The organism is Georgenia daeguensis, from assembly GCF_039537705.1.
GTDB classification, from domain to species: domain Bacteria; phylum Actinomycetota; class Actinomycetes; order Actinomycetales; family Actinomycetaceae; genus Georgenia; species Georgenia daeguensis.
The window spans coordinates 154,895-169,435 of the sequence record NZ_BAABBA010000004.1 but is presented as its reverse complement, the minus strand read 5'-3'; the positions used below and the strand labels follow the sequence as shown (position 1 = coordinate 169,435).

The window sequence follows — 14,541 nt, the reverse complement described above, 5'->3', positions numbered from 1 at the left end:
GTGAGGGGAATCCTCGCAGTCAGCCCAGGTCGAGCACCTGGTCGAGCCCGAACGTCAGGCCCGGCCGGCGGACCACCTCGCGCACCGCGAGCAGCACGCCGGGCATGAAGCTGGAGCGGTCGAAGGAGTCGGTGCGGATCGTCAGCTGCTCGCCGGGGTTTCCGAGCAGGATCTCCTCGTGGGCGACGAGTCCGCGCAGCCGCACCGCGTGGACGTGGACCCCGTCCACCACGGCGCCGCGGGCGCCGTCGACCTGCTTCTCCGTGGCGTCGGGCACCGGCCCGAGCCCGGCCTCGGCGCGGGCGGCCGCGATGTGGCGGGCGGTGGTCAGGGCCGTGCCGGAGGGGGCGTCGACCTTGTCGGGGTGGTGCAGCTCGACCACCTCGACCGACTCGAAGAAGCGGGCCGCCTGCTGCGCGAACCTCATGGCGAGGACTGCGGAGAGGGCGAAGTTCGGGGCCACGAGGACGCCGAGGCCGTGCTCACGCCCGGCGTTCGCGCGGTCGAGGTGCTCCCGCACGCGCCCCAGCGACTCCTCGGTCCACCCCGTGGTCCCGACGACGGCGTGCAGGCCCGCGTCGATGAGGTCGTGGACGTTGGCCTCCGTGGCGGAGGGGACGGTGAAGTCGACCCCGACCCCCGCGCCCGAGGCGGCCAGGGCAGCGACGTCGTCGCCCTCCCCCAGCCGGGCCACCAGGTCGAGGTCCGCCGCGCCGTCGACCGCCGCGCAGACCGCCTGTCCCATGCGCCCGTGGGCGCCGATCACTGCCACACCCAGGTTCGTCACGTCCGGCAGCGTAACCGGGCGAGCGGGGCGGCGGCGTCCGGCGTGCGGCATGCGGACTGGCCGCCACGCCGCGGACGACTGCGGCCCCCGCCCGAAGTGGGCGGGGGCCGCAGGCCTCAGGGAGCGGGTGTCACTCCGCGTAGGTGAGGCCGAAGCCGTACTCGAAGAGTGCTCCGTCCGTGGTCTCCTCGTAGCCGGGGAGGTCACTGTGCTGCTGCTCCACGGCCAGGCGCGAGGCCGGCAGCGCGAACGGCATCCGGCCCTGCGGCGCGAAGTCGCCGGAGACGACGTCCATCAGCGCTGTGGTGCTGTTGCCGAAGTTGGCGAGGATCGCGCCCGCGTCGAGGAGGCCGCTGGCCTCGTCGAGCACGTACGGCTGGCGGAAGTAGATGTCGAGAACGACGTTCTCGGCGCCCACCTCGTCCATCACGGCCTGGATGGTCTCCAGCGAGGGGGTCACCTCCCACGAGGCCGCCTCCTCCTCCATACCGGTGAAGTCGAGGATGCTCGACTCCCAGGGGAAGGAGCCACCGAAGCGCAGGCCGTTGTCCGTGCAGGCCGTGGCGCCGTAGGCGACGCACGCGTCGGCAGCACCGTACGGCTTGGTGCCGTCGAGGTTCTTCGCGCCGTCCCAGACGATGGGGCTGATGTGGTCCTCGTTGAGGCCCGTGGCCGGGTCGTTGCTGGCGTAGGCACCGGTGCCGACGTTCTTCGCCGTCATCGAGATGAGCGCGACGTCGGCGTCCGCGGCGCTCGGGCGGGTCTCCCCGGCCTTGACGTTGCCGTTGATGACGTCGTAGCCGGCGGCCTCGACCGCGGCGGCGTCGACGTTGCCGAGCACGTACACGGTCTCGTCACCCTCGAGCGGGAGGACGGCGTCGCCGTCGACCTCCTGGTTCTGCAGGAGCACCGTGGACTTGCGCTGCAGGTCCAGGGCGACCGCCCGGTTCTCGTCGTTGCCGACGGTCGCCGTGGCGACCTCGGGGTCGACGTACGGGTTCTCGAAGAGACCCATCTCGAACATCGGGGCGAGCAGCCGCTCGGCGGCGAGGTCGACGCGCTCCTCCGTGACGAGACCGTCCGCGACGAGGTCGGTGATCGTCTGGACGTCGTGGAAGCCCGAGAGGGTGTCGGTGCCGCTGTTGATGGCTGCCGCGACCCGCTCCGGGATGGTGGCCTCCTCGAGGCCCCACGCGCGGTCGTTGATGATGCCGGTGTCGGAGTTGACGTAGCCGGCGAAGCCCATCTGGTCACGCAGCAGGCCGTTGACGATCTGGTCGGAGAACGCCATCCCGACCTCCTCGTAGTCGACGCCCTCGTAGGTGACGTCCATCGGCACGCCGTAGTACGGCATGATCGAGGAGACGCCGGCCTCGATGGCCGCCTCGAACGGCTTGAGGTGGTGGCCGAAGGCGTCGCCCGGGTAGACCTGGGTCTTGCCGAAGGCGTAGTGGGGGTCCAGGCCCAGCTCCTGCGGCCCGCCGCCCGGGAAGTGCTTCATCGTCAGGGCGACCGAGGTCTCGGGGCTGAGGGAGTTGCCGTCCTCGCCGACGGGGCCCTGCAGGGTCTCGACGAGCTCGCCCATGATGTTGGCGCCCAGGTCGGCGTCCTCGGTGAACGTCTCGTGCGTGCGGTACCAGCGCGGCTCGGTGGACAGGTCTGCCATGTAGCCGTACATGCCGCGCAGGCCGATGGACTCCCACTCGGCAGCCATGACCCCGGCGAAGTCCTCGACGACGGACATGTCACCGTCGGTCGCCTCGCCGGTCTGCCTGGCCTGCTCGCCCAGCGCGGCTGCCGCGATGCCGGCCTCCTTCGGGAAGGCGGAGAACGCGCCGGCGGCCTCGTTGATGCCCGCACGCGCCTGTGCGTCGATGTGGTTGCGCGCGTTGGACTTGTACAGCACCGGGATGCCCAGGCGGGTGCCCTCGGAGAGCTCCTGGACACGGTTCATGAACGTGGCGGCCTCGGCCGGCGTGACGCTCGTCGAGGCGCTGAACCCGCCGCCGGAGGTGGCGCACACGGGCTTGTCGGTGACGACGTTGCGGAAGATCAGCCGGTGCATGTGCTGGTTGTTGATGTAGTCCTTGCCGGTGGCCGACACGCTCGCACGGTCGCCGTCGATGCACTCGGCGTTGAGCGTGTCGATGAGCATGAGGCCGGCCTTCTCCTCGAGGCTCATCTGCCCCACCAGGTCATCGACACGCTCGTCGACCGAGAGGCGCCAGTCCTCGTACGGGTCGAGCGTGCCGTTGTCGTTGAGGTCCTTGAACTGGCGGCCCTTGACGGTGATGACGTCCTTGGCGCGAGCCTCGAGCTCGGGCGGACGGCCGTGGTTGCCCTCGTCGCCGGCGGAGGCCTCCGCCGCGCGGTCGGTGCTGCTGGCGTGGTCCGGCGGCGCGGCGAAGGCGCTCCCGGCCAGCCCGAGCGAGAGCGGCACGGCGACGGCCATGCCGACCAGGCCGCTCCTCTTGGTCTTCTTCACACTGTCTCCCTCGACGTGTCGAGCCGCCCCCTGCGGCTCGTACCTGCGGTCCAGGGCGTCCACGCCCCGGCCGTTCCCGGTCTGCACCGGACGCCCGGTCTCCCGAACGCTCGGCCAGCGTGTTGCCTGCCTCACGCCTCTGGCAAACGGTTGCCAAACGTTGCCCCCGACGGACGCGGACCGTCCGTCGGCCGCCTCGCGAGCCCGGGGTCCGCCTCGGATAGCCTCTGCGCCGTGGCCACGACGGAGGTAGGGACCCCGCACGGACCTGCGCGGGTGCACCTGAGCGCGCCGGCGTCACCGCGCGCCGCCGTGATGCTCGGGCACGGCGCCGGCGGCGGCGTGGGCGCGAAGGACCTGGTGGCGACGGCGGAGGTGGCGCAGGCCCTCGGCCTCGCCGTGGTCCTGGTCGAGCAGCCCTACCGGGTGGCGGGGCGGCGCGCCCCGGCCCCGGCGCGCCAGCTCGACGCCGCGTGGACCGCGGTGGCGGCCGAGCTGCGGGCGAGCGTGCTGGCGGGACTCCCGCTGGTGGTGGGCGGACGATCCTCCGGCGCCCGGGTGGCGTGCCGGACCGCCGCCGACGTCGGTGCCGCGGCGGTCCTCTGTCTCGCCTTCCCGCTGCGGACGCCGGGCCGGCCGGACCGCCCCAGCCGCCTGCCCGAGCTCGAGCAGGTCACCGTGCCGGTGCTGGTCGTCCAGGGTGAGCGCGACCCGTTCGGCATGCCGCCGCCGGGCCCGGGGCGCCAGGTGGTGACGGTCGCGGGCGACCACAGCCTCGCCAAGGACGTCCCCGCGGTCCGGGCGGCGGTCGAGGAGTGGCTCACGGAGGTCCTCCCGGGCTAGCCCCTCCTTGGCGCGACCTCTGCTGTTCTCGGTGAGACGTCGTCGAAGAGATGACGTCTCACCGGGAAGCCGTCTCAGCAGTGACGACCCGCGGCCGGGAGTGGGTCAGGCGGGGAGGAGGCGAGCGGCGACGTCGTCCTCGAACGGGCCGACGACCACCAGCGAGCGGGGGCCGGCCGCCAGCTCGGCCGCGAGCTCGCGCACCTGCTCGGCGGTGGTCGCCGAGATCCGGGCGATGAGCTCGTCCAGGCTGGTCAGCTCGCCGTGGACGATCTCCGCCCGGCCGAGGCGGGACATGCGCGAGCCGTTGTCCTCGAGCCCGAGGACCATGTTGCCGCGCAGCTGGCCGACGCCGCGGCGCAGCTCCTCCTCGCTGATCCCGTCCTCGACGAGCCGGCGCCACTCGGCCATGAGGAGCTCGGTCACCTGCGCGACGTTCCCGGGCGCGCACCCGGCGTACAGGCCGAACGTGCCGGCCTCGGCGTAGGAGGAGGCGAAGGCGTAGGTGGAGTAGGCCAGCCCACGCTTCTCGCGGACCTCCTGGAACAGCCGGGAGCTCATGCCGCCGCCGAGGACGGTGGTGAGCACGGAGAGCGCGTAGCGGCGCTCGTCGCCGGCCGCGATCCCCGGGCCGCCCAGGAGGACGTTGGCCTGCTCGGTGGGGCGCCGCACGGTGACGGCAGAGCCGTGGGCGGGCAGCAGCGCCGACTCGGGGCCGGGGACGACCACGGCGCCCGACCCGGGGACGTCCACGCCGCGGGCGCGCGCGGCGACGGCGCCCACCCGGCGCTCGGCGGGGACGGCGTCCTCGGCGAGCGACCAGCCGCCGCGGCGCACGGCCTCGAGGACCTGCGCGCACAGGACGTCGTGGTCGACGCTCCCGGCGGCGGTGACGACGAGCTCGGCGGGGACGTACGTGCGCCGGTAGTGCTCGAGCACCGCCTCGCGCGGGACGGCCCGGATGGTCTCGGGGGTGCCGCCGATGGGGCGGCCGAGGGGGTGCTCGCCCAGGACGGCGAGGGTGAAGCGCTCGTGGGCGACGTCGACGGGGTCGTCGTCGTTCATCGCCAGCTCCTCCAGGATCACGCCGCGCTCGGTCTCGAGCTCGCCCGCGTCGAGGACGGAGGAGGTGACCATGTCGAGGATGACGTCGACGGCCATCGGCAGGTCGACGTCGAGCACGCGGGCGTAGTAGGCCGTGTGCTCCTTGCCCGTGGCCGCGTTCGCCTCGCCGCCGACGGCGTCGAACGCCTCGGCGATGTCGAGGGCGGAGCGGCTAGGGGTGCCCTTGAACAGCAGGTGCTCGAGGAAGTGGGTGGAGCCGTGGTGGCCGTCGGTCTCGTCGCGCGAGCCGACGGCCACCCAGGCGCCCACCGCCGTGGAGCGCTGGCCGGGCATGGCCTCGGTCAGCACCCGGATCCCGCCGGGCAGGACGGAGCGCCGGATGACGCTGCCGTCCTGCTCGGTGCGGATCTCGGTGCCCGGCGCTCCGGCCGGGCCCAGGGTCAGCGGGTGGGGCATCCTCAGGCGTCGGCCTCGCCGGCGCCGGTCTCGGCCGGCTCACGCTCGGCCTGCTCGCCGCCCTCGGTGCGGCGGGTGCGGGTGCGCTCGCGACGGCGTCCGCCGTCACGGCCGCCCTCGCGACCACCTCGGCGCTCCTCGCGGGCGGGACGCTCGTCGGAGGACGGACGCTCGTCGGAGGACGGACGCTCCTCGACGGACTCGTCCTGGTCCTCGACGGCCTCGCCGTTCTCCTCGCCCTCGACGACCGCGTGCAGCGAGAGCTTGCCGCGCGGGTCGATCTCGGCGAGCTCGACCTGAACCTTCTGCCCGACGGCCAGGACGTCCTCGACGTTCTCGACCCGCTTGCCGCCGACCAGGCGACGGATCTGCGAGATGTGCAGCAGGCCGTCCTTGCCCGGGGTGAGGGAGACGAAGGCGCCGAAGGACGTGGTCTTGACGACCGTGCCCACGAAGCGCTCGCCGACCTCGGGCATCTGCGGGTTGGCGATCGCATTGACGGCCTGGCGGGCCGCCTCGGCGGAGGGACCGTCGACGGCGCCGATGTAGACGGTGCCGTCGTCCTCGATGGAGATGTCCGCGCCGGTGTCCTCCTGGATCTGGTTGATCATCTTGCCCTTCGGCCCGATGACCTCGCCGATCTTGTCCACGGGCACCTTGACGGTGATCACGCGCGGGGCGGTGGGGGCCATCTCGTCCGGGGTGTCGATGGCCTCGTTCATCACGTCGAGGATGTACAGGCGCGCGTCGCGGGCCTGGGTCAGCGCGCCGGCCAGCACGGAGGCGGGGATGCCGTCGAGCTTGGTGTCGAGCTGGATGGCCGTGACGAACTCGCGCGTGCCGGCGACCTTGAAGTCCATGTCGCCGTAGGCGTCCTCGGCGCCGAGGATGTCGGTCAGCGCCGCGAAGCGGGTCTCACCGTCCACCTGGTCGCTCATCAGGCCCATGGCGATGCCCGCGACGGGCGCGCGCAGCGGCACGCCGGCGTTGAGCAGCGACAGGGTCGAGGCGCAGACGGAGCCCATCGAGGTGGACCCGTTGGAGCCGAGGGCCTCGGAGACCTGGCGGATCGCGTAGGGGAACTCCTCGCGGGTGGGCAGGACGGGCATCAGGGCCCGCTCGGCCAGGGCGCCGTGGCCGATCTCGCGGCGCTTGGGCGAGCCCACGCGGCCGGTCTCACCGGTCGAGTACGGCGGGAAGTTGTAGTTGTGCATGTAGCGCTTGCGCGTCACCGGGCTGAGGGTGTCGAGCTGCTGCTCCATCCGGAGCATGTTCAGCGTGGTCACGCCCATGATCTGGGTCTCGCCGCGCTCGAACAGGGCGGAGCCGTGCACGCGGGGCAGGACCTCGACCTCGGCGGAGAGGGTTCGGATGTCGCGCAGGCCACGGCCGTCCATGCGCACGCCCTCGGTGAGGACGCGCTGACGCACGGCGTGCTTCGTCACGGCGCGGTAGGCGGCGGAGAGCTCCTTCTCGCGGCCCTCGAAGCGCCCGGCGAGCGCCTCGAGCATGGCGGCCTTGATCTCGTCCTGGCGCGCCTCGCGCTCCTGCTTGCCCGCGATGGTGATCGCCTGGGCGAGGTCGGCGGAGACCTGCTCCTCGACGGCGGCGTAGGCGTCGTCCTGGTAGTCCGGGAACAGCGGGAACTCCGCCGTCGGCTTCGCGGTCTCCGCGGCGAGGCTCTGCTGGGCCTCGACAAGGGCCTTGATGAACGGCTTGGCCGCCTCGAGCCCCTCGGCCACGACCTCCTCGGTCGGGGCGGTGGCACCCTGCTCCTTGATGAGCGTCCAGGCGTTGTCGGTGGCCTCGGCCTCGACCATCATCACGGCGACGTCGTCACCGACGACGCGGCCGGCGACGACCATCGAGAAGACGGCCTTCTCGATCTCGCTGTACCGCGGGAACGCGACCCACTGGTTGCCGATCAGCGCGATGCGCACGCCGCCGATCGGGCCGGAGAACGGCAGGCCCGAGATCTGGGTGGACATCGACGCGGCGTTGATCGCCAGGACGTCGTAGCTGTCGTCGGGGTGGATCGACAGGACGGTCTCGACGATCTGGACCTCGTTGCGCAGGCCCTTGACGAAAGTGGGGCGCAGCGGGCGGTCGATGAGGCGGCAGGCGAGGATCGCCTCCGTCGAGGGACGGCCCTCGCGGCGGAAGAACGAGCCGGGGATCTTGCCGGCGGCGTACTGGCGCTCCTCGACGTCGACCGTCAGGGGGAAGAAGTCGAACTGGTCCTTGGGGTGCTTGCCGACCGTGGTGGCCGACAGGACCATCGTCTCGTCGTCGAGGTAGGCGACGGCGGAGCCGGCGGCCTGGCGGGCGAGACGCCCGGTCTCGAAGCGGACGGTGCGGGTGCCGAAGGCGCCGTTGTCGATGACGGCTTCTGCGGACGTGATCTCGGGACCCTCCATGGGTGCCCTCCTTACGTGTCGTCCGCCCGGTCGGCCGACGGCCTTCGATCGAGGCCCACGGAAGACCCGCCGCGATGGCTGGGGTCCGGAGGCCACTACCGAGGACCGGACGCGCCGTCCCGTGGCGGAGGTGGTGTGGATGTTCAGTTGTGCCGTGCACGGTGTGCACGCACGACCGGCCCGGACCCGTGGGTCCGAGCCGGTCGGTGGATCAGCGGCGCAGGCCGAGCCGCGCGATGAGGCTGCGGTAGCGCTCGATGTCCTCGGCGGCCAGGTAGGCGAGCAGGCGCTTGCGCTGACCGATGAGGAGCATCAGGCCACGACGCGAGTGGTGGTCGTGCTTGTGGGTCTTGAAGTGCTCGGTGAGGTCCTTGATCCGCTGGCTGAGCAGGGCGATCTGGACCTCCGGCGAACCGGTGTCACCCTCGTGGGTGGCGTACTCAGTGATGATGGACTGCTTGACGTCGGCAGCGAGGGCCATTGGTTCTCCTGGTAGGTCGTTGCACGGAGCACCGGGGCATGTTCTCCCGGGCATGACACATCCGTGGCCGGCTTGACGGCACGGGCCAGACTATCAGGCCCGCGGGACCCCCCGCGAGCGGGCCTGCACCGCAGGAGGCGTCCGTCAGCGGCGGTCGGCTGCTCGGGGCGCCGCAGCCGGTGGGGCCGGGACCTGCGGGCCCGGGACCTGCGGGGCCGGCACGCCAAGGATCTGCGCGCTGCGGACGACGTCGTCGGCCATCTGGTCGAGCAGGGCGGGGATCCCGTCGAAGGCGACCATCGGCCGCAGCCGCTCGACGAGCTCGACCACGACCTCCTCGCCGTACAGGTCGAGGTCGGTGCGGCCGAGGACGTAGGCCTCCACGGTGCGCTCGACGCCGTGGAAGGTCGGGTTCGTGCCCACGGAGACGGCGGCGGGCAGCCGCTTGGAGGTGCCGTCGTGCGGGGCGTGCTCGGGCCGGATGAGCCAGCCCGCGTAGACGCCGTCGGCGGGGACCACGCCGAGGTCGTCGGCGTGCAGGTTCGCCGTGGGATAGCCGAGCTCGCGCCCGCGCTTGGCACCGTGGACGACGACGCCGCGCACGCGGTGGGGCCGTCCGAGGACGTGGGCTGCGCCCGCGACGTCACCCTCGGCGAGCAGCTCGCGCACCCACGTGGAGGACCAGCGCCGCCCCGTCCCCGGGTGGGCGATGTCCTCGATGATCTCCACGCCGAAGCCGAGGCGCCGGCCCAGCTCGGCCATGGTGCGCCGGTCGCCGGTGTTGGCCCGTCCGAAGCGCACGTCCTCCCCCACGACCACGACGTGGGCGTGCAGGAGCTCGACGAGGTAGCGCCGCACGAACTCCTCGGGGGTGGCCCGGGCGAACTCGAGCGTGTAGTCGAGCACGAGGACGGCGTCCAGACCCGTGCCCGCGAGGCGCTCCAGCCGGTCGGTCAGGGAGCTGATGAGGACGAAGGGCTCCTCCGGCCGGTGGACGGTGGCCGGGTGCGGGTCGAAGGTGACGGCGACCGAGGTGAGCCCCGCGGCCTCCGCCTCGGCGACGGTCGCGGCGAGCACCACCTGGTGCCCGCGGTGCACGCCGTCGAAGATCCCGAGGGTGGCCACGGTGGGTCCCAGGTCGGCCGGGACCTCCCCGGCTCCTCTCCACACCTGCACGCGTCGTCCTCCTCCGTGCGCCGTCCGGCGCGCGAGGTCGACTGTATCTCCCGACGGCCCGTCCCCAGGCACGCGCCCACCGCCCGGCCGCGTGCCCGGGGGCGCCGTGGCCGGCGGACCCGGGGCTACGCGGGGTCGAGGACGAGCACGGGGCGGGCCCTCCCGCCGCGGTCCTCGAGGAGGGCGACGACGTGGCCGTCCGGGGCGAAGGCGGCGGTGACGGGCGCGCGCCCGCCCGGGCCGCCGCCGTCGGGGTCGCTCGCCGTCAGCATCTTGCCGACCCGGACCGCGGCGGTCTCGCCGTCGTCCAGGTGCCGGGCCGGGAAGCAGGCGCGGGCCGCCTCCGTGAGGGACATGACAGGCAGCCCGCCTGGCTCGGGGGCGCCCGCGCCGTCGACGACGTCCGCGACGAGCTGGTCCACGGTGCGCGCGTCCGAGAGCGTGAAGGGGCCCACCTGGGTGCGCCGCAGCGCGGTGAGGTGCCCGCCGGTGCCGAGGGCCTCGCCGAGGTCGCGGGCGAGGGCGCGCACGTACGTCCCGGACGAGCAGGCCACGACGACGTCGAGGTCGAGGACAGTCGTGCCGTCGGCGGTGGTGGTCCGCGGCGGGGCGGTGAGCTCGAGCCGGTGGACCGTGACGGTGCGGGCCGGCAGGTCGACCTCCTCCCCCGCCCGCACGCGGGCGTAGGAGCGGCGGCCGTCGACCTTGATGGCGGACACGGCGCTCGGCACCTGCTCGATGACGCCGCGCAGGCCGGCCAGCGCCGGCTCGAGGGCGGCCGGGTCCGCGGCGCCGGCGCCGTCCAGCAGCGCCCCCGCGCCCCGGGCCTCCGTGACCTCGCCCTCGGCGTCGTCGGTGACCGTGCGCTGCCCGAGCCGGACGGTCGCGGTGTAGACCTTGTCGGCGCCGACGAGGTAGGTCAGCAGCCGGGTGGCCCGCCCCACCCCGAGGACGAGCACACCGGTGGCCATGGGGTCGAGCGTGCCGGCGTGGCCCACCTTCTTGGTCGCGGCGAGCCGCCGGGTGCGCGCGACGACGTCGTGACTCGTCCAGCCCTGGGGCTTGTCGACGACGACCAGGCCGTCCGCGGCCGTGACGGCGCCGCGGGGGATGTCGGGGCGCGCGGGTGCGGTCACCGGCCGGCGGACGGCTCGTCGCCGGGCCGCTCGACGGCCTCGTCCGGGCTCTCGACGGCGTCGCCCAGGGCGTCCTCGAGCTCGCCGGTGTCGACGTCGCCGGACTCCTCGTCACCGAGGTCCTCGTCCTCGCCCGGACGGCGGTAGGGGTCGGCCTCGCCCGCGTAGGTGGCGCTGGCGGCCATCTCGGCCAGCTGGGCGTCCCGTGCGGCGGCCTCGCGGAGCGCCTCCTCCAGGCTCGCAGCGGTCTCGGGGACGGCGTCGGGCACGAACTCCAGGGTCGGGGTCAGGCGGATGCCCGTCTGCTTGCCGACCTCCGACCGGATGAGCCCCTTGGCGGAGGCGAGCGCGGCTGCCGAGGCGGCGCGCTCCTCGTCCGAGCCGAGGACGGTGTAGAAGACCGTGGCGTTCTGCAGGTCGCCGGTCACGCGGACGTCGGTGACGGTGACGAACCCGAGGCGCGGGTCCTTGATACGGGTGTCGAGCATCCGGGCGACGATCTGCTGGATGCGCTCGGCGAGCCGGCGGGCGCGGGGTGCGTCGGCCATGGTGAGTCTCCTCTCGGGGCGCGGCGGCCGGGATGACCGCCGCCGCGCGGGTGGGGGACCGCGACGGCCCCGCGGGCACTGTATCCGTGCACCGCGGGGCCGTCCCGGTAGGGCTGTCAGGCCCGGGGCTTCTCGCGCATCTCGAAGGTCTCGATGACGTCGCCCTCCTGGATGTCCTTGACACCGCCGAGGCCGATACCGCACTCGAAGCCCTCGCGGACCTCGGTGACGTCGTCCTTCTCGCGGCGCAGGGACTCGATCGAGAGCTTGTCGGCCACCACGACGCCGTCGCGCAGCAGGCGCGCGCTGGCGTTGCGGCGGATGAGACCCGACCGGACGATCGACCCGGCGATGTTGCCGAACTTGGAGGAGCGGAACACCTGGCGGATCTCCGCGGTGCCCAGCTGGACCTCCTCGTACTCCGGCTTGAGCATCCCCTTGAGGGCGTCCTCGACGTCGTTGATGGCGTCGTAGATGACCGAGTAGAACTTCAGGTCCACACCCTCGCGGTCGGCCAGCTCGGCGACCCGCTCCGCGGGACGCACGTTGAAGCCGATGATGACCGCGTTGTCCACGGTCGCCAGGTTCACGTCGTTCTGCGTGATGGCACCCACACCGCGGTGGATGATCCGCAGCGCGACCTCGTCGCCCACGTCGATCTTGAGCAGCGAGTCCTCCAGCGCCTCGACGGCACCGGAGACGTCACCCTTGAGGATGAGGTTGAGGTTCTCGACCTTGCCCTCCTCGAGCGCCTTGGTGAAGTCCTCCAGGCTGACGCGCTTGCGGCGCTTGGCCAGGGTGGCGGCACGCTCGGCGGCCTCACGCTTGTCGGCGATCTGCCGGGCGGTCCGGTCGTCGGGCGCGACGAGGAAGCTGTCGCCGGCCCGCGGGACGGACTGCAGACCCAGGACCTGGACGGGGAACGAGGGCCCCGCCTCCTTCACCTGCTGGCCGCGGTCGTCGAACATCGCACGCACGCGCCCGTGGGCGGTGCCGGCGACGATCGCGTCCCCGACGTTCAGGGTTCCGGACTGGACCAGGACGGTCGCGACGGCGCCGCGGCCCTTGTCCAGGTTCGCCTCGATGGCCACGCCGCGCGCGTCCTTGTCGGGGTTGGCCCGCAGGTCCAGGGCGGCGTCCGCGGTGAGCAGGACGGCCTCGAGGAGGTCGTCGATGCCCATGCGCTGCTTGGCGGAGACGTCGACGAACATCGTGTCGCCGCCGTACTCCTCGGCCACCAGGTTGTACTCGGTGAGCTGCTGGCGGACCTTGGCGGGGTTGGCGCCCTCGACGTCGATCTTGTTCACGGCGACGACGATCGGCACGCCGGCGGCCTGGGCGTGGTTGATCGCCTCGACCGTCTGCGGCATCACGCCGTCGTCCGCGGCCACCACGACGATGGCGATGTCCGTCACCTCGGCACCACGGGCACGCATGGCGGTGAACGCCTCGTGACCGGGGGTGTCGATGAAGGTGATCGCGCGGTCGTCACCCTCGTGGTCGGTGCGCACCTGGTACGCACCGATGTGCTGGGTGATGCCACCGTGCTCCTGGGCGACGACGTCCGTGGAACGGATGGCGTCGAGGAGCTTGGTCTTGCCGTGGTCGACGTGACCCATGACCGTGACCACCGGGGGACGCGGGAAGAGCTCGTCGTCGCCCTCGCCGGCGATCTCGGCGTCGAGGTCGATGTCGAAGCTCTCGAGGAGCTCGCGCTCCTCCTCCTCCGGAGAGACGACCTCGACCACGTAGCCGAGCTCGGCGCCCAGCGCCGCGAACGTGTCCTCGTCCAGCGACTGGGTGGCCGTGGCCATCTCGCCGAGGTGGAACAGGACCGTCACGAGCGACGCGGGGTTGGCGTCGATGCGGTCGGCGAAGTCGGCCAGCGAGGCGCCCGCGCGGATACGGACGACGGTGCTGCCGTCCCCGCGGGGAACCTGGACGCCGCCGAGCGACGGCGCGGACTGCTGCTCGAACTCCTGGCGCTTCGCGCGCTTGGACTTCCGCCCGCGGACCGGGCGGCCTCCCGCACGACCGAACGCACCCTGCGTGCCGCCGCGACCGCCGCGGCCGCCGCCACCGCCGGGACGACCGGCGAAGCCGCCGCCGCCACCGCCGGGAGCGCCGCCGGGACGACCGCCGAAGCCGCCACCACCGCCGGGAGCACCGCCGGGACGACCACGACCGCCGCCGCGTGCCGGAGCACCCGGCCGGCCGACGGTGGTGTGCCCGGGCATCATGTTCGGGTTCGGGCGCGGACCGCCGGGACGCGGGGCCGGGCGCGGGCCTGCCGCCCCGCCGGGACGGGGACCGGCGGCGCCGCCGGCACCACCGGGACGCGGGCCGCCGGAGCCGCCCGGGCGCGGCATGCCCTGGGACTGCGCGAAGGGGTTGTTGCCCGGACGGGGACCGCCGGGGCGCGGGCCGCCGCTGCCCCCGCCGCGGGGCATGCCCTGCGAGGGTGCGAACGGGTTGTTGCCCGGACGGGGACCACCCGGACGGGCGCCACCGGGACGCGGCGCGCCCGGACGGGTACCGCTCTCGCGGGGCTTGTCGGCCGGCTTCTCCGCGGGCGCGGGCGCGGGACGGGCCCCCGGCTTGGGGCCGGCGGCGGGACGGGCGGGCGCGGGCGCCTGCTCGGCGGGCGCCGACGGTGCCGGAGCCTGCGGCGCACGGGCCGCGGGGGCCTCGGGAGCCGCCGGGGTCTGCGGCGCCCGGGGTGCCGGTGCCGCGGCGGCGGGGGTCGCCGACGGGGCTGGGGCCGACGGCCGGGCGGGCGTCGGAGCGGGGGCAGGCGCCGGGGACGGGGCCTGCGGGGACCTGGGGGCCGGGGCGGCGGTCTCCGCCGTCGGGGCCGGTGCCGCCTTGGGGGCGGGCTTCGCGGGGGCGGGGGTGCCCCCGGACTTCTTCGGGCTGGTGCCATCCGCCTGTGCGGCGGGGAATGCCTCGCGCAGCCGACGGATGACGGGAGCTTCGATCGTCGACGACGCCGACTTCACGAACTCTCCCTGCTCGCGCAACTTCGCGAGCACCGTCTTGCTGTCGACGCCGAGCTCCTTGGCAAGCTCGTGGACGCGGACCTTTGCCACAACTCTCCTGTCTCGGTCCGTCCCGGGACAGGGAGGACCGTCTTTAGTGCTGGCAGCT

Annotated in this window: 10 protein-coding genes and 1 pseudogene; 1 reads left to right on the top strand and 10 read right to left on the bottom strand. The window is 73.5% G+C overall.

What is annotated here, in order from left to right; all coding sequences use genetic code 11:
* Positions 1 to 19: 19 nt before the first annotated feature.
* Together dapB and ABD774_RS05615 are read right to left on the bottom strand one after the other, a co-directional pair.
* Positions 20 to 787, bottom strand: coding sequence for a 4-hydroxy-tetrahydrodipicolinate reductase (gene dapB, locus ABD774_RS05620; protein ID WP_345038594.1), 768 nt, complete (start codon positions 785 to 787; stop codon positions 20 to 22).
* Between the two features lie 130 nt (positions 788 to 917).
* Positions 918 to 3,272, bottom strand: a complete 2,355-nt coding sequence (locus ABD774_RS05615; RefSeq protein WP_345038591.1) for a glycoside hydrolase family 3 protein — start codon at positions 3,270 to 3,272, stop codon at positions 918 to 920.
* A gap of 234 nt (positions 3,273 to 3,506) precedes the next feature.
* Between ABD774_RS05615 and ABD774_RS05610 the strand changes: the two genes are divergently transcribed.
* The gene (locus tag ABD774_RS05610; RefSeq protein ID WP_345038589.1) at positions 3,507 to 4,115 is read left to right on the top strand and encodes an alpha/beta hydrolase family protein; all 609 of its coding nucleotides are present in this window, start codon (positions 3,507 to 3,509) and stop codon (positions 4,113 to 4,115) included.
* A gap of 105 nt (positions 4,116 to 4,220) precedes the next feature.
* On the opposite strand, the gene ABD774_RS05605 is transcribed toward ABD774_RS05610, so the two are convergent.
* The 8 genes and pseudogenes from ABD774_RS05605 to ABD774_RS21835 all read right to left on the bottom strand — a co-directional run.
* On the bottom strand, positions 4,221 to 5,636 hold the full coding sequence (locus tag ABD774_RS05605) for a M16 family metallopeptidase (RefSeq protein ID WP_345038587.1): 1,416 nt from the start codon (positions 5,634 to 5,636) through the stop codon (positions 4,221 to 4,223).
* A gap of 2 nt (positions 5,637 to 5,638) precedes the next feature.
* A complete protein-coding gene (locus ABD774_RS05600; RefSeq protein ID WP_345038585.1) occupies positions 5,639 to 8,053 on the bottom strand; it encodes a polyribonucleotide nucleotidyltransferase in 2,415 nt (804 codons plus the stop codon).
* A 211-nt stretch (positions 8,054 to 8,264) separates the two neighbouring features.
* Complete coding sequence (gene rpsO / locus ABD774_RS05595) at positions 8,265 to 8,534, bottom strand: 30S ribosomal protein S15 (protein WP_345038582.1); 270 nt, start codon at positions 8,532 to 8,534, stop codon at positions 8,265 to 8,267.
* 144 nt (positions 8,535 to 8,678) lie between these two features.
* Positions 8,679 to 9,710 (bottom strand): bifunctional riboflavin kinase/FAD synthetase, encoded by a 1,032-nt coding sequence (locus ABD774_RS05590; RefSeq protein ID WP_345038580.1) that lies wholly within the window; start codon positions 9,708 to 9,710, stop codon positions 8,679 to 8,681.
* Positions 9,711 to 9,835: 125 nt separating this feature from the next.
* A complete protein-coding gene (gene truB, locus ABD774_RS05585; RefSeq protein WP_345038578.1) occupies positions 9,836 to 10,846 on the bottom strand; it encodes a tRNA pseudouridine(55) synthase TruB in 1,011 nt (336 codons plus the stop codon).
* Positions 10,843 to 11,394, bottom strand: coding sequence for a 30S ribosome-binding factor RbfA (gene rbfA / locus ABD774_RS05580; RefSeq protein ID WP_345038576.1), 552 nt, complete (start codon positions 11,392 to 11,394; stop codon positions 10,843 to 10,845). The genes truB and rbfA overlap by 4 nt, the downstream gene beginning before the upstream one ends.
* Before the next feature lie 116 nt (positions 11,395 to 11,510).
* Entirely contained in the window at positions 11,511 to 14,414 is a 2,904-nt protein-coding gene (gene infB / locus ABD774_RS05575) for a translation initiation factor IF-2 (RefSeq protein WP_486327274.1), read from the bottom strand.
* Positions 14,394 to 14,483 (bottom strand): annotated as a pseudogene (locus tag ABD774_RS21835) (translation initiation factor IF-2 N-terminal domain-containing protein); the annotation flags it as partial. The gene infB and the pseudogene ABD774_RS21835, both read right to left, overlap by 21 nt.
* Positions 14,484 to 14,541: the final 58 nt, after the last annotated feature.